We start from the raw sequence: 20,401 nt of genomic DNA, 5'->3' as shown, positions 1-20,401 counted from the left end.
CGCTCCCCGGCCACCACGTCGACCGACCGGGCCCACCGCCCAGGGCCGACCTACGTCAGCTTCACCACGGCCGGGAAGTCCCCCGGATTCATGCTGATCCGCAACTGCCCGTCGCGTACCTCGGAGCCCCGGACCCGGGTGCCGATCGCCTCGGTCCACGGGAACCGGTCCGGGTCGGGCAGCGGCACGGTCAGCTCGGTCGCCGAGGACGTCACGATGATGTAGTCCGCGCCGTCGCGCCGGGTCGAGGTCCAGCCCTGTCCGGAGCTGAAGCCGACCCGGGTGCCGTAGATGGCCTCGCCGTGGGTGACGAGCCATTCGCCGACCCCGCGCAGCCGGCTGATCTGGTGGTCGGGGATGTTGCCGGACTGGGTGGGCCCGACGTTGAGCAGCAGGTTCGAGCCGTAGCCGGCGGCGCGGGCCAGGCGCGCGGTGAGCTGGCCGGCACTGCGGCGCAGCGGGTCGTGCGGCATGAAGCCCCAGCTGGCGTCCATGGACATGCAGGTCTCGGCGGGGGCGTCGCTGGCGAGCGCCGGGTTGACCTCCTGCTCGAAGCACTGGATGTCCTCGCCGGGCAGCAGGGTGGAGTGCCGGTTGTTGACGATGACGGCGTCGGGCTGCGCGTTGTGCACGGCCGCGTACAGCTCGGGGTAGTGGTAGTCGGCGCGGCCGGCGAACCAGTCGGGGTGGTCCCGGGAGAGTCGCGCGCCGGGCCAGTCGCCGTCGAGCCAGAGCTGCACGAGGGGCCCGTACTGGGTGCAGACCTCTTTGACCTGGCCGAACAGGTACTCCCGGAAGGAGTGCCAGGAGCCGTTGTTCTGCCAGTCGCGGTAGCCGGGGTGCGACCAGTCGACCAGGGACAGGTAGACGCCGAGGCCGAGGCCCCGGTCGCGGCACGCGTCGGCGAGCTCGGCGAGCAGGTCCCGGCCGAACGGCGTCTTCGTGATCTTGAAGTCGGACACCTGGGTGTCGAAGAGCGAGAAGCCGTCGTGGTGCCGGGCGGTCACGGTGATGTAGCGCTGGCCCGCGTCGAGGGCGAGGTCGGCCAGGCGGTTCGCGTCCCACTCGCCGCCGTAGAAGTGGTCGGCCAGGCCGCGGTACCGGTCGGCGGGCACCCTGTCGTTGAACATGTGCCATTCGCCGCGCCCCACGAGCGCATACAGACCCCAGTGGACGAATAGCCCAAAACGGGCATCCTGAAACCACTGCAGACCCCGAGCGCTCGCCTTCACCCCAGACCTGCCTCCCCATCGATGGACACAGCGGACTGTGCCACACCATCAAGCTCCAACACAACGACGTCATTCGTCCCAGAACGCAGGACCGGTGCGGGAAGGTACAGCGTGCGCTGCGGCCCCACCGCGTTGTACCTACCCAGACAGAAGCCGTTTACCCATACATACCCACGCAGTCCACCGGGGACGGAGAGGTACCCGTCGAGAGGCTCGTCGATCTTCAACACGCCTCGGGTGAACGTCGGCCCCGCGCCCTCGACACCCGAGCCCCAGGGCACATCTTCCCAGTTCAACGGGTACGCCGTCACCCCGTGCACGTACTGCCGCTCGTGCCGCAGCGCCCGGATGCCCTTGGTCTCCCCGACGTGCGGCCCGTAGTTGACCCGGCCGAGCGACTCGACGAGCACCTCCACGGTCGCCGGACCGGGAACGTCATCGATGGTGTTAGTCCCGCCACGTTCCACGGTTGCCCGGAATTGACCGTCCACAAACACGTGCGCGCGGTCGGCGATCCCGTCGATGATCAGCGGATAGGGCTGGCGCGGGCCGGGCAGTTCCGCGCGGTACAGCACGAGGCCGTGCACGAGTCCGAGGTCCTCGTAGCTCGCCGGCATCGGACTTCTGACACCGTCGCGAATCAGACTCCGCCACGAGGTCGCCTCGCCCAGCGCCACGGTCCGGGGGGCCAGCACCGGCGGCAGCGGCTCCGGCTCCGGGATGTCCGGGGTGTACTTCGCGAGCACCGCCCGGAACGCCCAGAACTTCTCCGTCGGCGCGCCCCGCTCGTCGATCGGCGCGTCGTAGTCGTAGGACGTGACGGTCGGCTGGTAGTCCCCGTCGTGGTAGGTCCCGCCCCGGTTCGCCCCGGCCCAGGTGCCGAAGTTCGTGCCGCCGTGCGCCATGTAGAAGTTGACCGACCCGCCGAGCGCGAGCATCTCCTCCAACGTGGCCGCCGCGTCCGCCGCCGACCGGGTGACGTGCTCGTCGCCCCAGTGGTCGAACCAGCCGTTCCAGAACTCCATGCACATCGGCGGGTCGTCGGGCCGGTGCCTCTTCAGCGTCTCGAACGCGGCCTTGGGGTCCGAGCCGAAGTTGACCGTGGCCAGGATGCCCGGCACGGAGCCACCGGTGAGCATGTGGTCCTCGGGACCGTCCGAGGTGAAGAGGGGTACGTCCACGCCGCGGGCGAGCAGCCCGTCCGCCAGGTACCGCAGGTACTCCTGGTCCGAGCCGTACGAGCCGTACTCGTTCTCGACCTGCACCATCAGCACGTTGCCGCCGCGGGTGACCTGCCGCTCCACCACGAGGGGCAGCAGCGCGTCGAAGAACCGGTCCACCGGCGCGAGGAACCGCTCGTCATGGCACCGCAGGGGCACGCCCGAACCGGTCAGCCAGGCCGGCAGCCCGCCGTTCTCCCACTCCGCGCAGATGTACGGCCCCGGGCGGACGATCGCGTACAGCCCGGCCTCGGCCGCGTCGTCGAGGAACCTCGCCAGGTGGTCGAGCCGCTCCACGACACCGGCGACGGGCTCGTGGTAGTTCCACGCCACGTACGTCTCGACGGTGTTGAGGCCCATGGCGCGCAGCATCCGCAGCCGGGCCGGCCACTGTTCGGGCAGGCTGCGGAAGTAGTGCATGGCACCGGAGAGCACCCGGAAGGGCTCCCCGCGCAGCTCGAAACCCTGGGGCGTGACGACGAACGACATACGCAAGTTCCTACCCGATGTCGGGGTGAGGTGCCAGCCGGTCCCAGAAGCCGGTCCCATGAACCCCAGCCGTCACAGGTTGCCGCGAATACCTGGCGGGCCGGGGAGAACCGGGGTACAAAGGTTATAGCGGATCTCATGTGATGAACCCCGTTTCACCAGCAAGATATGAGCTCCGCCGCACGGCCACCGGGCACCCACGCGCGACCAGCCGCGGGAAGGCGCGTCGCCCAGGACAGCAGCACGGGTCCTGGTTCGACGAGACAAGGTGCACGCATGATCACCTGGCCGGACGTGCGGTTTTGAGACGGCGCTCCAGTTTGTTGGGGCGCCGTCCCGCCGTTCACGACCCCTTCGACGGGTACGAGGGGCAGGTGGCACCGCCGGCATAGGCTTGTCGGCATGACTGTCGGTATCGTCAGCCCCGGCCACATGGGCTCCGGGCTCGGATTCTCCCTCGCGCGCGGCGGCGAGCGCGTGGTCGCCACCGTCGCCGGCCGCTCGGCCCGCACCGCCCGGCTCGCCCGCGACCTCGAACTCCTCCCCGACCTCGACGCCGTCGTGGCCGCCTCCGACGTGCTGCTCGTCGTCACCCCGCCGGCCGAGGCGGTCGCCGCCGCGGCCGAGATCGCCGCCGCCGCCCAGCGCACCGGGGCCCGGCCGCTGGTCGTGGACATGAACGCCGTCTCCCCGGCGACCCTCACCGCCGTGCAGTCCGAGCTCGGCGGCCTCGACCTGGTCGACGGCTCGATCTCGGGCGGCCCGCCGAGCGTGGTCGACGGTACCCACCTGTACTTCTCCGGCCCCCGGGTCGGCGAGGTCACCGCCCTGCCGTGGACCGGCGTGGTGCCGCTCGCGCTCGGTGACGAGATCGGCACGGCGAGCGCGCTGAAGATGTGCACCGCCAGCGTCTACAAGGGAACGGCCGCGTTGTGGGCCCAGGCGATGGTCACCGCCGAGCACCACGGGGTGCTGGACGCGTTCCTGACCGATGTCGGGCGCAACGTCCCGAAGAAGCCGGCGGACGTGGCCCGGGCCGCGACGAAGGCCCACCGGTACGTCGGGGAGATGCACGAGATCGCCGCCACCCAGTCCGGCGCCGGGCTGTCCCCCGCCCTGTTCGCCGCGATCGCCGCGATCTGGCGGGACATCGCCGCCGGCCCGCTGGCCCAGGGCGACCCGGAGACGGTCGACACCACGATGCCCGCGTCCGAGATCGTCGCCGGGTTGTTGCCCGGACGTTGACCTGGTCCTCTAGTGTTCCGCTGGCTCTTCCCTCACCCTCCAGCGAAAGCACACCCCCATGCCCCTTGCCACTATCGACCTCGACAACGGGTTCGGTAACTTCGTCCTGATCCTGTACATGGTGGGCGGCCTCGCGCTGATCATCACCTCGCTGCTGAACACGCAGTCGCGCGGCTGGCAGATCGGCGGCTCGCTCGCCGGGCTCGTGGTCCTGCTCTGGGCCGCGTTCGTCTTCCTGTTCGGCGGCTGGATCATCATCAGCTTCTACGTGGCGATCCTGCCGTTCCTGCTGGCCGGCAGCGCGATCAAGGCGAAGTTCGCCCAGCGGAAGGTGAACCAGAACCTGCACCTCCTGCCGCCGCCCGCCGCACCCCAGGGCTACCCGGCCCCGGGCTACCTCCCGCCGGGCCAGGGCCAGCCGGGGGCTCCCGCGGGCTACGCGCCGCAGCCCGGAGCCCCGGCCGGCTACGCGCCCCAGCAGGGCTACGGCCAGCCAGGTCAGGCCCAGCCGGGGTACCCGGCACAGCCGCAGCCCGGTTACGCCCCGCAGGCGCCCCAGGGTCAGCCCGGCTACGCGCCGCAGCCCCAGCAGGGTTACGCGCCGCAGGGCCAGCCCGGTCACGCGCCGCAGCCCCAGCAGGCCTACCCGGCCCAGCAGGGTTACGCCCCGCCGGCCCAGCCCGGAGCCGTCCCGCCCCAGCAGCCGGGCTTCGTCCCGTCCCAGGCGGGCTACGTCCCCCCGCAGCCCCCGGCCCAGCCGGCCGCATACCCGCCGCCGGTCACCCCGCAGCAGTAGCGGCGCTCCGCGTCGGGCTGGTCCCCCCTCAGACCAGCCCGTCGCAGATCGCCGTCGTCTCCTCGGCGGCCCGGGTCACCGCCGCCGCGTAGTGCTTCAACCAGGACCGCAACCCGTCGGGGGTGCCGGTCGCGAAGGTCGCCTGCGCCCCCAGGTACTCCGGCTCGCGGTCCAGGTGCCCCACGTCCACCGGCAGCAGCCCGCGCAGGTCGAACCCGCCCGCGATCAGCGTCAGCCGCGCCGCCGCCCGGGCCACCACCCCGTTGACCTGCCCGAAGGCCCCCAGCGCCAGCAGCTCCCCGTGCACGACGGCCGCGAGCAGCAGGGTGTCCTCCTTGCCGGTGACCAGCCGCACGAGCCCGTCGAGCCGCGCCTGCACCCCGGCCTCCACGACACCGGGAGCCCCGCCCGGGAGAGCACCACCGGGCCGCCCCAGCTCCCCGTCCGGCACGATCCCCCGCCCGGCGAGCACGTGCAGCTTGGCCAGCACCTGACGCGGCGCCCGGGTCCAGCTCGGCACCAGCCCCTCCAGCGCCTGCGACACCCGCAACGCGCCCTGCACCACGGGGTCGACGGCGGTCCCGGCCCGCAGTTCGTCCAGGTCGTACGCGTGCCCCTGGAGCGCCGCGCTCGCCCGCGCCGTCCGCAGCCCGGCCTCGACGGCCACCTGGCCGCCCTGTTTGCGCATGGCCCGGTGCCGGAGCGCGGTGTCGAAGGAGGCACGTGCCCCGCCCAGCGCGTCGGCGATGTCGGCGAGGTCGAGCAGTGGGGCGAGCGTCATGCCGCCGAGGTTACCCACCGGTTCTCCCGCCACTCACCGCGCCGGGCCGGCCTTTCGGCTCACCGGGCGCGCCGTTCTCCCCGGAGGGCCGGTCGGCGTTCGAGACTGGCGGGCAGTCCGTATCGGTGCGGGGACCGCCAATACAGGCACAAGTCCCCACTCTCCTGCTCGATTGGTTTCGAAAACTGGCCTGACCGAACATTTATCGAGCAGGCCGAGCACGCTATGTTGAAGCTGAGCCCGGGATCACACAAGGAGCGGCCAAGAAGATGAGCGACGCACTCGAGAACCTGCTGTCCGAAACGCGGCGTTTCGCCCCGCCGGCCGAGCTGGCGGCGAACGCCAATGTCACGAGCGACGCGCAGCCCGAGGACCGGTTGGCGTTCTGGGAGACCCAGGCGCGCCGCCTGTCGTGGGCGAAGGACTGGGACCAGACCCTGGACTGGTCGAACCCGCCGTTCGCCAAGTGGTTCGTCGGCGGCGAACTCAACGTGGCCTACAACTGTCTGGACCGGCACGTCGAGGCCGGCCTCGGTGACCGGGTCGCCATCCACTGGGAGGGCGAGCCGGGCGACACCCGCACCATCACCTACGCCGACCTGCTCGCCGAGGTCAAGCAGGCCGCCAACGCGCTGACCGACCTGGGCGTCGTCCAGGGCGACCGGGTCGCGATCTACATGCCGATGATCCCCGAGGCCGCCGTCGCGATGCTGGCCACGGCCCGGATCGGCGCGACGCACAGCGTGGTGTTCGGCGGGTTCTCGGTCGACGCGCTGTCGGGCCGGATCTCCGACCAGGACGCCAAGCTCGTGATCACGGCCGACGGCGGCTACCGCCGGGGTGCGGCCAGCGCGCTGAAGCCGACCGTGGACGAGGCCGTCGCGCTGTGCCCCGGGGTGGAGAACGTGCTGGTCGTGCGCCGGACCGGGCAGGAGGTCGCCTGGACGGACAAGGACCTCTGGTGGCACGAGACGGTCGGCAAGGCGTCCGCGGAGCACACCGCGCGGGCGTTCGACTCGGAGAACCCGCTGTTCATCCTGTACACGTCGGGGACCACGGCCAAGCCGAAGGGCATCCTGCACACCACGGGCGGCTACCTCACCCAGGCGTCGTACACCCATCACGCTGTTTTCGACCTGAAGCCGGAGACCGACGTCTTCTGGTGCACGGCGGACATCGGCTGGGTCACCGGGCACTCCTACATCGTGTACGGCCCGCTCTCCAACGGCGCGACCCAGGTGATGTACGAGGGCACCCCGGACACCCCGCACCGGGGCCGGTTCTGGGAACTGGTGCAGAAGTACAAGGTCACCATCCTCTACACCGCGCCCACCGCGATCCGGACGTTCATGAAGTGGGGCGACGACATCCCGGCCGGTTTCGACCTGTCCTCGCTGCGGCTGCTCGGCAGCGTGGGCGAGCCGATCAACCCCGAGGCCTGGATGTGGTACCGGGAACACATCGGCGCGAACAACTGTCCGATCGTCGACACCTGGTGGCAGACGGAGACCGGCGCGATCATGCTCTCCCCGCTGCCGGGCGTGACGCACACCAAGCCGGGTTCGGCCATGTCCCCGCTGCCGGGGATCGCGGCCGACGTCGTGGACGACCAGGGCGAGTCCGTGCCGAACGGCGGCGGTGGCTACCTGGTGCTCCGCGAGCCGTGGCCGTCGATGCTCCGCACGATCTGGGGCGACGACGCGCGCTTCCTGGACACGTACTGGTCCCGGTTCCAGAATATGTACTTCGCGGGTGACGGGGCCAAGAAGGACGAGGACGGCAACATCTGGCTGCTCGGCCGGGTGGACGACGTGATGCTCGTGTCCGGGCACAACATCTCGACGACCGAGGTGGAGTCCGCGCTGGTCAGCCACCCGGACGTCGCCGAGGCGGCGGTCGTGGGCGCGACCGACCCGACGACCGGTCAGGCCATCGTGGCGTTCGTGATCCTGCGCGGCGGCGTCGAGGGCGACGTGACCGTCCTGCGCAACCACGTGGCCAAGACGCTCGGCCCGATCTGCAAGCCGCGCCAGATCATGATCGTGCCGGAGCTGCCGAAGACCCGGTCCGGGAAGATCATGCGCCGGCTGCTGCGGGACGTCGCGGAGAACCGCACTCTCGGTGATGTCACCACTTTGCAGGATTCGTCCATCATGTCCCTGATCTCGTCGGGGATGCAGTCCAGCAAGGACGAGGACTGACGGTCCGGGCGGCGCGGGCCGTGTCAAGGCGCTGAAGCCGCCCGGGGCGTAAGTCAGTTCGGCGGCCTACCGATGTTTACCCGTCGGTAGGCCGCACGTCCTATGCTGCCGGACATGAAGCGACTACTCCTCGCGACGACAGCGGTGGCCCTCGCCGCCGGCATGCTCGCGGCGCAGCCCGCCACCGCGGGTCGGCCCCACGACCTCGCTGACCTGCAGATCCTCGCGATCAACGACTTTCACGGCAACCTCGAGCCGCCCGCCGGCTCCTCCGGCCGGGTGGTGACCGGCAAGGACGCCGCCGGTAAGGACATCACGGTCGACGCCGGTGGTGTGGAGTACCTGGCCACGCACCTGAAGAACGCCCGGGTGGGCAACCCCAACACCACCACGGTCGGGGCCGGCGACATGGTCGGCGCGACCCCGCTGCTGTCGGCCGCGTTCCACGACGAGCCCACGGTGGACGCGCTCGGCGACCTCGGCCTGGAGGCCACGGCCGTCGGCAACCACGAGTTCGACGAGGGCGCGGCCGAGCTGGTCCGGCTCCAGAACGGCGGCTGTCACGCCGTCGACGGCTGTGCCGACCCGGCCGCCCCGTTCCAGGGCGCGGCGTTCCAGTACCTGGCGGCGAATGTCGTCGACACCAAGGCCAAGAAGACCGTCCTGCCGCCCTACTGGGTCAAGGACTTCGGCAACGGCGCCAAGGTCGGCTTCATCGGCATGACCCTGCGCGGCACCCCGGACATCGTCACCAAGTCCGGCGTCGCGGGCCTCTCGTTCACCGACGAGGTCGTCACCGCCAACCACTACGTCAGCGAGCTGCGACTCAAGGGCGTCATGGCCATCGTGGTACTGCTGCACGAGGGCGGCGTACCGGCCAGCAACGTGTACAACTACGACTGCAACGCGGGCGGCAACCTCGGCCTGAGCGGTCCGATCGTGGACATCTCCAAGCGGCTGAGCCCCTCGGTCGACCTGGTCGTCACCGGGCACACCCACTCCTCCTACGCCTGCTCGATCCCCGACCCGATGGGCCGGCCGCGCATGGTGACGAGCGCGGGTTCGTTCGGGCGCGAGTACACCGACGTGCGGCTGAAGTTCGATCTGGACAAGAACGACATCGTCCAGGTGGCCGCGCAGAACAAGGTCGTGACCCGCGACGTCGCGAAGGACGCCACGGCCAAGGCCCTGGTGGACAAGTACAAGGTGCTGGTCGCGCCGATCGCGAATCGGAATCTCGGCTACATTGCCGGCGATATCAAGCGGGCGGGTACCTCCACCGTGGAGTCCCCTCTCGGTGACCTGATCGCCGACGCACAACTGGCCTCGACTTCCGCACCGGACAAGGGCGGCGCGCAGATCGCATTGATGAATCCCGGCGGCATTCGGACCGACCTGGTCTTCCTGCCGTCCGGGGCCGAGGGCAATGGCGTCGTGACCTACGGCGAGGCGTTCGCGGTGCAGCCGTTCAACAACAACGTGGACACCGTGAGCCTGACCGGGGCGCAGATCGTCACCGTGCTCAACCAGCAGTTCACGGGCGCCAACGCCGGTACCGCGAAAAAGGTTCTGCAGGTCTCGGCCGGTTTCACCTACACCGTGACGGGCCTGTCGACGGTGTCCGACGTACGCCTGCACGGGGTGCCGCTGGACCCGGCCGCCACCTACCGGGTGACGATCAACTCCTTCCTCGCAGACGGCGGTGACGGCTTCCCCGAGCTGGCCAAGGGCACCGACAAGCTCGTGGGCCAGCTGGACATCGACTCGTTCGCCGACTACCTGGCCGCGCACTCGACGCCGTCGATTCCCTACCCGGTTCCGGCCGCGAACCGGATCACGTTCCAATAAACCCTTTTCGTCGATGCCCCGGAAGATCGTTTCCGGGGCATCGTCACGTAACACAAGCGTTATGCAATGGTCGCGCTTCCTTAATCCGCCCTTCAGGCGTCTTCTGCCAGTGTCTGGACTACCCGAGCCGTCCGATGTGAGATCCCTCATGCATCCGGCCGGCGGGGTCCCAGACTGAAGGGGAGGAACCGTGCGACGACGCACAAGAGTTCTCGTGGCCGGGGTCGCGTCCGGCATGCTTTTCGCCGGTATGGCCAGTGCCGCGGTCCAGGCGAGCCCGACCCGCCCGGCCGTTCAACCGCCGTCGTCCGAGGAGCGGGTCAACCGGCCCGACGAGCTCACCACGCCGGACATGGCCCGGGAGCGTGCCAACAAGATCGAGGCGCTCAACGCTCTGGTCAAGGACCCGTCGAAGCTGGTCAAGCGCGACAAGGGCTCCTCCGGTGTCCAGCTGCCCAACGGTAAGTGGGTGCAGTGGGGCACGCCCGAGACCGCCCAGGTCTTCACGCTGCTCGCCGAGTTCGGCGCCCAGGAGCCCGACGGCGGCGGCCCCGGCCCGCTGCACAACCAGATTCCCGAGCCCGACCGCACCGTCGACAACTCGACGCTGTGGACGAAGGACGCCAGCCAGGCCTACTTCCAGAACCTGTTGTTCTCGAAGTCCGGCAGCGAGTCGATGTCCGACTTCTACCTGCGGCAGTCCTCCGGCCGCTACACCGTCACCGGTGAGGTCACCCCGTGGGTGCAGCTCCCGGCGAACGCGGCGCGGTACGGCAAGAACAACCCCGCGGACCAGCTGAACGAGTACAACCGCTACGGCGCGTTCGTGCAGGACTCGGTCACCGCGTGGTACTCGCAGCAGCAGGCCGCCGGCCGCACCGACGCGCAGATCAAGGCCTACCTCGCGAAGTTCGACGTGTGGGACCGGGACGACTTCGACGGCGACGGCGTCTTCAACGAGCCCGACGGCTACCTGGACCACGTCCAGATCATCCACGCGGGTGAGGGCGAGGAGGCCGGCGGCGGTGCTCAGGGCGGCGACGCGATCTGGTCGCACTCCTGGTCCGCGCTGAGCCAGAACGGGCTCGGCCCCGTGGGCAACAAGAAGGGTGGCGTCCAGTTCGGTAACACCGGGATCTGGGCCGGCCGCTACACCACCGAGCCGGAGAACGGCGGGCTCGGCGTGTTCTGCCACGAGTACGGCCACGACATCGGCCTGCCGGACTACTACGACACCCTCGGTGGCGACAACGGCACCAGCTTCTGGACGCTGATGTCGGCGGGTTCGTGGCTCAACCACGGCAAGCAGGACATCGGCTCGACCCCGGGCTACATGGGGCCGAACGAGAAGCTGTTCCTCGGCTGGCTGGACTACGACACCGTCGAGGTCAACGACAAGAGCGCGGTCAGCGTGCTCGGCGCGGCGGCCGGTGGCAGCATCCTGGGCTACAAGCAGGCGACGATGGTCAAGCTGCCGACCCAGCACCTGGTCAAGGAGTACACCAAGCCGTTCGCGGGCCAGGGCGAGTGGTGGGCCGGCGACAAGGACAACCTCGACGCCACCCTGACCCGGGACATCGACCTGACCGGCGCCACCACGGCCTCGGTCACCACGAAGGCCTGGTACGACACCGAGGCGGGCTACGACTACTTCAAGGGTCGGGTCTCCACCGACGGTGGCGCGAACTGGATCGAGGTCGGCGCGCCGCGTGACGGGGCGTCCGGTGGCTGGATCGACGTGAACTACGACCTGAAGCCCTACGTCGGCAAGAAGATCAAGTTCCAGTTCAACCACTTCACCGACGCGGGTACCCACAACACGGGTGTCTTCCTCGACAACATCTCGGTCGTCAAGGACGGCGCGGTCATCTTCTCCGACACCGCCGAGACCACCGACGCCGGCTGGGTCGCGAAGGACTTCACCCGCTTCGACGGCACCCTGCGCTACGACCGCGAGCACTTCTACCTGGTGGAGAACCGCCAGTACGTCGGCTACGACAACGTGCTGAAGACCGGCCCGTACAACTTCGGCTTCCGCAACACGAAGCCGGACTGGGTCGAGCGCTACGCCTTCAACCCGGGCATCGTGGTCTGGTACGTCAACGGTGCCTACGGCGACAACAACACCACGGTGCACCCCGGCTTCGGCCAGGCGCTCCCCGTGGACGCCCGTCCGGGTCTGATCACCCCGCCCGGACAGGCCCCGCTGGCCAACAGCAAGGGCGCCTACGACGGCTCGTTCAGCCGTCGCGGCATCCCGGCCGTCACGTTCCACCGGAACGGCTCGGCCGTCACGATGCCGGCCCGTCCGGGCATCGCGGTCTTCGACGACTCCAACGTCGACAAGTACTGGATCGCCGGCGACGCGACCAACCCGCAGAACGGCTGGAACTCGGTGAAGGTCTCCGGTACCGGGGTCCGGATCGAGATCCTGCTCGACGGCAACGGTTCCCTGATCCCCTCGATCATCAAGGTGACCCGCAAGTAAGTACGTAGTTCGTGAAAGCGGGTGTTCCGGTTAATTCCGGAACACCCGCTTTTTCGTGGCCGATAAGATCATGGGATGTCCCGACCGGCGCGTGAGACCCGAAACCCGAAAGTCAAACGCGCCCGGCGCAGGCTGCACAAACGGGCCCGGAGCGCCGCCGGCACCGTCGTGCGGTACCTGAGGGTCGAAACCATCGGCGGCATGCTGCTCCTCGGTGCCACCGTCCTCGCGCTCGTCATGGCCAACTCGCCGCTCGCGGACTTCTACGAGCGGCTCCGCGAGGCCCAGTTCGGGCTGGACCTGTTCCACCTCAAACTGCCCCTGGAGTCCTGGGCCAAGGACGGGCTGCTGACCCTGTTCTTCGTCGTCGCCGGCCTGGAGCTCAAACGCGAACTGGTCGTCGGCGAGCTGCGCGAACCCCGCCGGGCCCTGTTCCCGGTGTTCGCCGCGCTCGGCGGCATGCTCACCCCCGCGGCGGTCGCGCTGGCCGTCGGCTGGGGCGCGGACGGCGCGACCGACGCGTGGGCGATCCCGGTCGCCACGGACATCGCGTTCGCGCTGGCCGTGCTGGCCGTCACCGCGTCGCGGCTGCCCGCGAGCCTGCGGGTGTTCCTGCTGTCCCTGGCCGTCGTCGACGACCTGGGCGCGATCCTGATCATCGCCGTGGTCTACACCGCGTCGCTGTCCTGGGTCTGGCTGCTCGCCGGGGTCGCCGTCCTCGCCGTCTACGGCACGCTCCAGCAGCTCCGGTTCAAGGGCGTCTACCTGTACGTGGCGCTCGGCGTGGCCGCCTGGGCCTTCATCCACGCCAGCGGTGTGCACGCGACCATCGCGGGCGTGGCCGTCGGCCTGCTCACCCGGGTCAAGCCCGACAAGGGGGAGGCGCACACGCCGGCCGAGAGCCTGGAGCACAAACTCCAGCCGTTCAGTGCCGGGTTCTGCGTACCCGTCTTCGCGTTCTTCGCCGCGGGCGTGGCCCTCGACGGGTCGGCGATCCGGGCGTTCGTCGGGGACCGGGTCGCCTGGGCGGTGGTGGCGGGCCTCGTGCTCGGCAAGACGATCGGGGTACTCGGCGGCGCGGCCCTCGCCGTGCGCCTCCGGCTGGCGAAACTCCCCTCCGAACTGAGCTGGTGGGACCTGTCGGCCGTGGCGGTGCTCGCCGGCTGCGGCTTCACTGTGAGCCTGCTCATCGCCGAGCTGGCCTTCGTCGGCGACCCGCAGGCGGAACGGATGAAAGCGGCCGTACTGCTCGGTTCCCTGGTGTCCGCGACCGTCGCCGCGCTGCTCCTGAGGCTGCGGACCAAGCGCTTCGTGTCCGCCGCGTGAACGTGAGCCTATTCTTGACGACATGAACCCAGTGGCCACCGACGAGTCCTCCGTCCTGTTGGACGGGCCGTGGACCCACCGGTTCGTCAGCGCCAACGGCATCCGGTTCCACGTCGTGGAGGCCGGGGAGGGGCCGCTGGTGCTCCTACTGCACGGCTTCCCCGAGTTCTGGTACACGTGGCGGCACCAGCTCGTCGGCCTCGCCGAGGCGGGGTACCGGGCCGTGGCCGTCGACGTCCGGGGCTACGGCGCGTCCGACAAGCCCCCGCGCGGCTACGACGGCTACACCCTCGCCGGGGACGTCGCCGGCCTGATCCGGGCACTGGGCGAGCGCTCGGCGACCCTGGTGGGCCACGACATGGGCGGGATGCTCGCCTGGACGGCCGCCACGTTCCACCCGAAGCTGATCCGCCGGCTCGTGATCCTGGGCGCCGCGCACCCGTTGCGGATGCGCAGCGCGCTGGTGGCCGACCCCCGGGGCCAGCTCGCCGCGAGTACGGACCTGATCCGGTTCCAGCGGCCCCGGTACGAGCACGTGATCACCCGGGACAACGCCGCGCTCGTCGGGTCCTACCTGCACCGGTGGGCCGGCCTGGACTGGGTGCGCACCGCCGACTTCGAGGAGTACGCGGCGGTGTGCCGGGCCGCGATGCAGATCCCGCAGGCCGCGTTCTGCGCCCTGGAGGCGTACCGGTGGGCGATGCGCAGCGTCCTACGCCTCTCCGGCTACCGGTTCGTGAGCCTGCTCAAGCAGCCGATCGTGACCCCGACCCTCCAACTCCACGGGGAGTACGACGCGTGCGTGCTGCCCCGCACCGCCCAGGGCTCGGGCCGCTACGTCATCGCGCCGTACGAGTGGCGGCAGCTCGAGGGCGTCGGACACTACCCGCAGATGGAGGTCCCCGAGCTGATCACCGGGGAGATCATCCGCTGGGCGAAGCAGGAGTAGCGCCGATCTCCTCCCGGATCCGGGCCGCCGCCGCGCGGGGCTCCGGATCGCCCGTGACCTGGGAGAGCACCGCGAGGGCGTGCGCCTCGCCCGGCCGGCACCCGGTCTCGCGCATCACGTCGAGACCCGCGCGGGCCTGTCGTTCCGCCTCCGCGCGGGCGCCGGACCTGCCGAGCGCGTCGGCGAGCGCGGTCAGGGCCAGGCCCTCGTGGATCCGGTACCCGATCTCGCGGGTGACGGCCAGCGCCCGCTCCGCGTACCGGACGGCCTCGTCGGGACGCTCGGCGACGTACGCCAGCCCGATCCGCGCCTCCGCCTCGCCGAACTGGTAGCCGGACTCCTCCGCCAGGCCCAGCGCCCGTTCGTGGTCCCGCCTCGCCTCCACCCTGGCACCGCTCGCGCGATGCAGGGTGCCGAGGACGTTCTGGCCGTCGATCTCGGTGATCCGGTCGCCGTTGGCGCGCACGATGACGGCCGACTCCAGGACCAGCTCGTGGGCCTGCGCGAGCCGGCCCAGGTCGCGGTGCAGCCCGGCGAGGGCCAACAGGGTGCTCGCCTCCCCGAGCTGGTTGCCGGACTCCCGGTGCAGCTCCAGGGCCCGGGTGAGGTTGTCCGCCGCCGCGTCGAACTCGCCGACCAGGTGCTCGATCATCCCCATGTTGTTCAGCACCGAACCGGCCATGTGCGGCTTGTCGGCGAACCGGGCGACGGCCGCCGAGAAGTGCGTCCACGCGTCGCGCAGCCGTCCGAGCTGCATCGACACGGTGCCCAGGTTCGCCAGGCTGGTCACCGGCGGGCCGGCGGGGCCCGAGCGCTGCATCGCCTCGGTGTAGGCGTCGACGGCCAGGTCGGGGCGGCCCGTCTGCCGGTACAGGATGCCGAGGTTGTTCAGCACCGTCGTCACCCCGGCGGGCCAGTGTTCGCGGGCCAGGACGGCGGCCTGCTGGAGCATGTCCAGGGCGCGCCCGAAGTCGTTCACGCTGACCCGGGCCATGCCGAGGTTGAGCAGGGCGGCGGCCCGGCCGGTGGGGTCGCCCGTGGCCTCGGCGGCCGACAGCGCGGCGCTGGCCGCCGACAACCACTCCACCGGGTACCGGCGCCGGTAGAGGTAGCTGCGCATGTTGTCCATCAGCAGCCAGGCGATCTCCCGTGGACCGTCCTGCGCGGTGGCGCTGATCGCGGCGAGGAGGTTGGCCCGCTCGGCGTCCATCCACGCGAGGGCGTCGGCCATGGAACCACATTCGACGGGTACGACGCCGGGCCGGCCCTCGGGCACCGCCAGCCGGGCCGTACCGGGGACGAACACCGACATGGCCGCGTCCAGGCTGCGCAGGTACCAGTCGTAGAGCCGGGCGGCGGCCTCCCCCGCCGGCTCCTGGTGGACCTGCTCGTGGGCGTAGAGCCGGAGCAGGTCGTGCATCGCGTACCGCCCGGACTCGCCCACCTCCACCAGGTGCGCCGACACCAGCTTGTCCAGCGGGACGCGCGCGGGCGCACCGAGCAGGGCCATCGCCGCCTCCTCGGTGAAGTCCGCGCCCGGCACGAGGCTGAGCAGCCGGAACAGCCGGGCCGCCCCGGCGGGCAGCGTGGCGTAGGAGTGGCCGATCGCCGCCCGCACGGACGCCTGCTCGTCCCCGCCGACCTGCAACGCGGACAGCCGGTCCCCCGAGTCCATCTCGGACACGTACCCGGCGATGTCCAGGTCGGGGTGGTCGGTCAGGTGCGCGGCGACGATCCGCAGCGCCAGCGGCAGGTGGCCGCACAGCCGGGCCAGCTCGGCGGTCGCCTCCGGCTCGGCGGTCGTCCGGGTGTGGCCGACCACCCGGGTGAGCAGCGCGAACGCCTCGTTGGGGGTGAGGATGTCCAGGTCGAGGCGGCGCGCGCCGTCCCGGGCGATCAGGCCGGACAGCCGGTCCCGGCTCGTGATCAGCGCGAGGCTGCCGGGGCTGGACGGCAGCAGCGGGCGGACCTGGTCGGGGTGGTTGGCGTTGTCGAGGACGACGAGGACCCGGCGGTCGGCGAGCAGGGTCCGGTACATGCCGGTCGCCTCGTCGAGGTCCACCGGGATCCGCTCCCCGGGCACGCCGAGGACGCGCAGGAACCGGGCCAGCGCGTCGAGCGGCCGGACCGGCGACGTCGGCGAGTAGCCGTGCAGGTTGATGTAGAGCTGGCCGTCGGGGAAGCGGTCCCGGGCGCGGCGGGCCCAGTACACCGCGAGGGCGGTCTTGCCGACGCCGCCCGTACCGGCGATCGTGCTGATCACCACGGCCCCGCTCTGGCCGAGCAGGCTGTCGAGGTGCCCGAGCTGGGCGCTGCGGCCGGTGAAGTCGAGGATGTCGGGCGGCAGCTCCGCCGGCGCGGCGTCCTGCTGGTGCGCCCGGGGCGCCGGCAGGTCCAGCGACGGGTCGCCGCGCAGCACCGCGGTCTGGAGCCGCTGGAGCTCCGGGCCGGGGTCGAGGCCCAGCTCGTCGCTGAGCGCCGCCCGGATCCGCTGGCAGACCTCCAGGGCGTCGCTGCGGCGGCCGGCGCGGTAGAGCGCGAGGACCTGGAGTTCCGCGAGGCGCTCCCGCAGCGGGTACCGGCCGGTCAGCTCCGCCAGCTCGGTGAGGACCTCGGCGTGCCGGCCCTGGGCGAGCTCCGCCTCGATCCGCAGGTCCGTGGCCGCCAGCAGCAGCTCGTCCAGCCCCGCGCCGACCCGGGACCGGGTGCGCTCGGGGGCCTCCTCGCCGAGCGCCGGGCCCCGCCACAGCGCCAGGGCGGCGCCGAGGAGCTTCGCCCGGGTCGCCGGGTCCGCCGACTCCTTGGCCCGCTGGTACTCGCCCCGGAAGCGGTGCACGTCGACGAGTTCGGGGTCGCCCTCCAGCACGTACGCCGAGCCCCGGGTGACGAGCCGGAAGCCGTACCGTTCCGCGTCGGCCTCCGCGAGCCGCTTGCGCAGCCGGGAGACGTGCACCTGCAGGGCGCTGCGCGGGCGGCTGGGCTCGTCGCCGTCCCAGAGGAGGTCGATCAGCCGATCGGTGGACACGGGATTGCCCAGCTCGAGCAGCAGGAGTCCGAGCAGGCAACGCTCCAGGCGTTGTCCCAGCTCAACGGGTTGTCCGGCCACGAGAGCCTGGACGGACCCCAGAACACGAAACTCCATTACATGACCCTAACGGGCGGGCGGATCGTGGCGGCAAGCGAACGGCAAGCTTCCGGCAAGCGGTGTACAGCAAGCTGTATCCAGTAGGGCGGAACGCCGGGTCAGACGGGGGTCGGGCGCTCCGCCCTAAATCCTTGTCCGGACCCGGTCGGATGCGCCGCCTCCCACAGGCTGGACGCGCTGCCGGCGGCCCTAGATGCGCTGCTCCTGCAGGCCGATGACCTCGGCCCGGGACGCCCAGCCCTGGTAGACGCCGAAGTCGAACTCCTCGAGGCCGAGCTTCTCGGCCACCGGCGCCCGGCCGCCCGTGTACTCCAGCCGCAGCCACTGGCCGTGCTCACCGACCACGATGAACGGTTCGCCCTTCCACCGGCACATCGTCCTGATGTAGTACAGCTCGACGTCGGCGGCGGGGACGACCAGCAGCTCCGGTGTGTACAACCGGACGGAAGGGCCGTCGGGGCTCGCCTTGTACTCAACGCCCTGATAACGGGCGAAGTATCCGTCGCGGCTCATCTGCGCCACCCGTCCACGTCGGCGTCGAAGGTCGCCACCAGCTCGCCGTCCATCCGGGTGATCGTCGCCCCGTGCGGCAGCCGGACACTGTCCACCTTGAACTCGGGGATCACGTCGCCCGTCTCGCCCGGCGCGAACCCGCTGCCCCGGAACGGGGCCCGCTCGATGACCCAGCCCTCGATGGCGGCCATCGCGGGTTCGTCGCGGCCGCCGTAGGGGATCCGGTAGAGGTCCTCGCGGTGCGCCGCCCAGGTGAGCAGGAACTCCGAGAACGACCTGCCCAGCGCGGCCTCCAGGCCCGCCAGGGTGCCCAGGTGGGCGATGTCCGGCGCGCGGTAGACGAAGCCGGCGACCCGGTCGTAGCCCCGCTCCAGGTAGAACGCGACCTCGCGGGGGGTCAGCGGCTTGCACAGCATCGTGGGGCCCGGCGCGGGCGGCGTGGGCACCGGCATCACCCCGGTCTCGCCCTCGCCGGTCAGCCCGACCTCGGCGGCCCAGCCGGCGAGCTGCACGACCTGCTCGCCCGGGAGGGTCGCGCTGTAGGGGGTGCCGGGGTTGAGCGCCAGCGACCAGCCGGCACTCGGCCACGCGCCGATCAGCCGGGCGAACTTGACCCGCGCGGCCGGCCGGTCGCCGAGCCGCGCCTCGGACGTGTAGACCGCCTGGTGCGGGACGCCGTCGACCAGCTCGGGCGCCCAGGGGAAGTCGGGGTCGGTGGGACGCACGTCGAACCGGAGCCCACTCGGGGCAGGCAGAAGCACCCGGGCCAGCAGCAACGCCGACAGAAAGCCATCCGTGCTGGCCCCTCCGGCGGCGTCGAGCAGCGCGGCCTCGAGGTCGTTCGCCGGCGTCACCACCCCACCAACTTACCGTCCCGCCGCTACTCTCATCACATGCGATTTTCGGCCCGTCTGGTATTGGCCGAACTCGTCCTTTCCTGGTTACTACTGCTGCCAGCGCCCGCGTTTGCCGTTCCCGGGCAGCAATGCGCGCAACCCGGGCAAAGCATTGCGGACGTGCCCTGGGCGCAACGACTCCTCGCCCCCGAACGGGTCTGGCCGCTGGCCACCGGCGCCGGGGTCACCGTCGCCGTCATCGACTCCGGTGTGGACGCGACCGCCCCGCAACTCGCCGGCCGGGTCGACCCGGGCCGCGACTACCTCTACGGCGGGGCCAACGCCGCCGACGACTGTGTCGGGCACGGCACCGGGGTGGCCAGCGTCATCGCCGCCCAGCGCGACCCCCGGACCGGCTTCCGCGGGCTCGCGCCCGGCGCGCGGGTGCTGCCGCTGCGGGTCAGCGAGCAGGAGCTGGTCAACGGGGAGACCCAGGGCAAGTCGAGCGCGGCGGGGCTCATCAACGCCATCCGGTACGCGGCCGACAACGGCGCCAAGGTGATCAACCTCTCGCTGACCACGGACGACAGTCCCGAGCTGCGCGCCGCCGTGGACTACGCGACCGGCAAGGACGTGCTGCTCGTGGCCGCCGTGGGCAACCGGCAGAACGGCGACAAGCGGGTGCCGTACCCGGCCGCGTACGACGGGGTACTCGGCGTCGGGGCCGTGGACAGCGCGGGCCAGCGCTACCCGGAGTCCCAGATCGGCCCGTACGTCGACCTGGTCGCGCCCGGGGTCGCCGTGACCGTGGCGGCGCGGCAGAGCGGGCAGGCCACGGTGAACGGGACGAGCTTCGCGACGCCGTTCGTGGCGGGGGCGGCGGCGCTGGTGCGCCAGTACCACCCCGGGTTGAGTGCCGCGCAGGTCGCCCAGCGGCTGATCGCCACCGCGGACCCGGCCCCGGGCGGGCGGCGCAGCGACGCGTACGGCTACGGGGTCGTGTCCCCCTACCGCGCGGTGACGGACCTGACCGCCGTCGGCACCCCTCGCGCCGACGCGGCCGTGCCCCCGGTGTCCTACCCGCCCGACCACCCCGAGCGGGACCGCCGGCAGCGCCTGGGGGTCGCGCTGGCCGCCGGCGGTGTCCTCGCGGCGGGCGTGCTGGCCGCCGCCGCCGCCGTGCTCCCCCGCGCCCGCCGACGCGCCTGGCGCCCCGGCCGGCGCTGACCGTTTTGGTGCGGCCCGGTTGGGCCCTCCGCACCCGGCGGCCCGGCGCCCACGCCGCCCGGCTCACCGGAGCCCGGCCGCCCCACCGCCCGGCCGGGCCGGCCG

At 71.4% G+C, this 20,401-nt stretch carries 14 protein-coding genes; 8 read left to right on the top strand and 6 right to left on the bottom strand.

Features of this window, described 5'->3' with window-relative positions; translation table 11 throughout:
• Nucleotides 1-50: 50 nt before the first annotated feature.
• A complete protein-coding gene (locus tag PT931_RS06000) occupies nt 51-1,232 on the bottom strand; it encodes an alpha-L-fucosidase (protein WP_456244674.1) in 1,182 nt (393 codons plus the stop codon).
• Nucleotides 1,229-2,941, bottom strand: a complete 1,713-nt coding sequence (locus tag PT931_RS05995) for a glycoside hydrolase family 35 protein (protein ID WP_456244673.1) — start codon at nt 2,939-2,941, stop codon at nt 1,229-1,231. The genes PT931_RS06000 and PT931_RS05995 overlap by 4 nt, the downstream gene beginning before the upstream one ends.
• A gap of 402 nt (nt 2,942-3,343) precedes the next feature.
• On the opposite strand from PT931_RS05995, the gene PT931_RS05990 reads away from it, so the two are divergent.
• Nucleotides 3,344-4,186, top strand: a complete 843-nt coding sequence (locus PT931_RS05990) for a DUF1932 domain-containing protein (protein ID WP_456244672.1) — start codon at nt 3,344-3,346, stop codon at nt 4,184-4,186.
• A gap of 58 nt (nt 4,187-4,244) precedes the next feature.
• Nucleotides 4,245-4,982: a hypothetical protein gene (locus tag PT931_RS05985; protein ID WP_456244671.1), complete on the top strand. Its 738-nt coding sequence runs from the start codon at nt 4,245-4,247 to the stop codon at nt 4,980-4,982.
• A 28-nt stretch (nt 4,983-5,010) separates the two neighbouring features.
• On the opposite strand, the gene PT931_RS05980 is transcribed toward PT931_RS05985, so the two are convergent.
• Nucleotides 5,011-5,763: an oxidoreductase gene (locus PT931_RS05980; RefSeq protein WP_456244670.1), complete on the bottom strand. Its 753-nt coding sequence runs from the start codon at nt 5,761-5,763 to the stop codon at nt 5,011-5,013.
• Between the two features lie 269 nt (nt 5,764-6,032).
• Here PT931_RS05980 and acs point away from each other — a divergent pair, with 269 nt between their 5' ends.
• From acs to PT931_RS05955, 5 genes are all read left to right on the top strand, one after another.
• Nucleotides 6,033-7,964, top strand: coding sequence for an acetate--CoA ligase (gene acs / locus PT931_RS05975; RefSeq protein ID WP_456244669.1), 1,932 nt, complete (start codon nt 6,033-6,035; stop codon nt 7,962-7,964).
• A gap of 114 nt (nt 7,965-8,078) precedes the next feature.
• Nucleotides 8,079-9,812, top strand: coding sequence for a bifunctional metallophosphatase/5'-nucleotidase (locus PT931_RS05970; RefSeq protein WP_456244668.1), 1,734 nt, complete (start codon nt 8,079-8,081; stop codon nt 9,810-9,812).
• Between the two features lie 190 nt (nt 9,813-10,002).
• On the top strand, nt 10,003-12,300 hold the full coding sequence (locus PT931_RS05965; protein ID WP_456244667.1) for an immune inhibitor A domain-containing protein: 2,298 nt from the start codon (nt 10,003-10,005) through the stop codon (nt 12,298-12,300).
• Nucleotides 12,301-12,375: 75 nt separating this feature from the next.
• Nucleotides 12,376-13,626: a Na+/H+ antiporter NhaA gene (gene nhaA / locus PT931_RS05960; RefSeq protein ID WP_456244666.1), complete on the top strand. Its 1,251-nt coding sequence runs from the start codon at nt 12,376-12,378 to the stop codon at nt 13,624-13,626.
• 22 nt (nt 13,627-13,648) lie between these two features.
• Complete coding sequence (locus PT931_RS05955) at nt 13,649-14,575, top strand: alpha/beta fold hydrolase (protein WP_456244665.1); 927 nt, start codon at nt 13,649-13,651, stop codon at nt 14,573-14,575.
• Here the strand turns inward: PT931_RS05955 and PT931_RS05950 are convergent.
• The 3 genes from PT931_RS05950 to PT931_RS05940 form a co-directional block, all read right to left on the bottom strand.
• Complete coding sequence (locus PT931_RS05950; RefSeq protein WP_456244664.1) at nt 14,550-17,717, bottom strand: BTAD domain-containing putative transcriptional regulator; 3,168 nt, start codon at nt 17,715-17,717, stop codon at nt 14,550-14,552. The two genes, PT931_RS05955 and PT931_RS05950, sit on opposite strands and share 26 nt — an antisense overlap.
• 192 nt (nt 17,718-17,909) lie before the next feature.
• Nucleotides 17,910-18,233, bottom strand: coding sequence for a hypothetical protein (locus PT931_RS05945; protein WP_456244663.1), 324 nt, complete (start codon nt 18,231-18,233; stop codon nt 17,910-17,912).
• Nucleotides 18,230-19,090 carry an SseB family protein gene (locus tag PT931_RS05940; RefSeq protein ID WP_456244662.1) on the bottom strand — a complete coding sequence of 287 codons (861 nt, stop codon included), beginning with the start codon at nt 19,088-19,090 and terminating at the stop codon, nt 18,230-18,232. The genes PT931_RS05945 and PT931_RS05940 overlap by 4 nt, the downstream gene beginning before the upstream one ends.
• Nucleotides 19,091-19,249: 159 nt before the next feature.
• Between PT931_RS05940 and mycP the strand changes: the two genes are divergently transcribed.
• A complete protein-coding gene (gene mycP, locus PT931_RS05935) occupies nt 19,250-20,296 on the top strand; it encodes a type VII secretion-associated serine protease mycosin (protein ID WP_456244661.1) in 1,047 nt (348 codons plus the stop codon).
• Nucleotides 20,297-20,401 lie beyond the last annotated feature (105 nt).

The sequence above is a fragment of the Longispora urticae genome (genome assembly GCF_053902585.1).
The sequence above is the reverse complement of the archived record's forward strand: the minus strand, read 5'-3'. Positions and strand labels throughout refer to the sequence as shown.

Excerpts from the sequence above, each read along its gene's own strand:
- PT931_RS05995 (WP_456244673.1), bottom strand. The coding sequence starts at position 2,941 with ATGTCGTTCGTCGTCACGCCCCAGGGTTTCGAGCTGCGCGGGGAGCCC.
- PT931_RS05990 (WP_456244672.1), top strand. The coding sequence starts at position 3,344 with ATGACTGTCGGTATCGTCAGCCCCGGCCACATGGGCTCCGGGCTCGGA.
- PT931_RS05985 (WP_456244671.1), top strand. The coding sequence starts at position 4,245 with ATGCCCCTTGCCACTATCGACCTCGACAACGGGTTCGGTAACTTCGTC.
- PT931_RS05980 (WP_456244670.1), bottom strand. The coding sequence starts at position 5,763 with ATGACGCTCGCCCCACTGCTCGACCTCGCCGACATCGCCGACGCGCTG.
- acs (WP_456244669.1), top strand. The coding sequence starts at position 6,033 with ATGAGCGACGCACTCGAGAACCTGCTGTCCGAAACGCGGCGTTTCGCC.
- PT931_RS05970 (WP_456244668.1), top strand. The coding sequence starts at position 8,079 with ATGAAGCGACTACTCCTCGCGACGACAGCGGTGGCCCTCGCCGCCGGC.
- nhaA (WP_456244666.1), top strand. The coding sequence starts at position 12,376 with ATGTCCCGACCGGCGCGTGAGACCCGAAACCCGAAAGTCAAACGCGCC.
- PT931_RS05955 (WP_456244665.1), top strand. The coding sequence starts at position 13,649 with ATGAACCCAGTGGCCACCGACGAGTCCTCCGTCCTGTTGGACGGGCCG.
- PT931_RS05950 (WP_456244664.1), bottom strand. The coding sequence starts at position 17,717 with ATGGAGTTTCGTGTTCTGGGGTCCGTCCAGGCTCTCGTGGCCGGACAA.
- PT931_RS05945 (WP_456244663.1), bottom strand. The coding sequence starts at position 18,233 with ATGAGCCGCGACGGATACTTCGCCCGTTATCAGGGCGTTGAGTACAAG.